General features: G+C 32.7%; 1 pseudogene. It reads right to left on the bottom strand.

The features are described from left to right. Window positions 1–233, bottom strand: a pseudogene (locus ACFIKU_RS10360) (adenosine monophosphate-protein transferase); the annotation flags it as partial. Between the last annotated feature and the right edge of the window lie 312 nt (window positions 234–545).

The following is a 545-nucleotide window of genomic DNA, read 5'->3' as shown; positions in this document are numbered from 1 at the left end:
AAGGTATTTTTAAACAATTGTTGGTGGATATGGCATAGATAAGTTGAATTAAAATATTCTGGCAGGGGTTCTGCACGCAGATTGATCATGGCTTTTTGCCTATCATGTGAGCATTTTTCCAGAAAGCGTTTTAAATCTGTTTCTCCATATCTATTTTTGAGAATTTGGGTACCAAGATAGATATAATTATGGGGTGAGGGAATTCCTTTTGTTTTTTCTTTTGCTTTTGGCATTGTTACATTCCTTATAATGTTACATTGTCTATGAGAGTGTGTTAAACTTTTTGTTTGAAAATCCCCCACGCATATTGTTTTGAGATGTTGAGACTTGGGTGAGGAAAAAATCCCTCAAATTCGTAGGTGTTTTTGAGTGTATCAATCTTTATCTTGGCACTTTTTTCTTTTACTGAGAGAGAATAGTTCATTTGGGTTGTTTTCATGCATATTGTCTTTTAATTTTTTTGTAGAAAAATTTTCCTATAAAAGCGGTGCCTTCAAAAGTTTTTTGATAGGATTCTCAAGGCATAGATATGATTGGTATTTATT

It is taken from the genome of Bartonella sp. CM120XJJH, assembly GCF_042194715.1.
Classification (GTDB): Bacteria; Pseudomonadota; Alphaproteobacteria; order Rhizobiales; family Rhizobiaceae; genus Bartonella.
The sequence above is the reverse complement of the archived record's forward strand: the minus strand, read 5'-3'. Positions and strand labels throughout refer to the sequence as shown.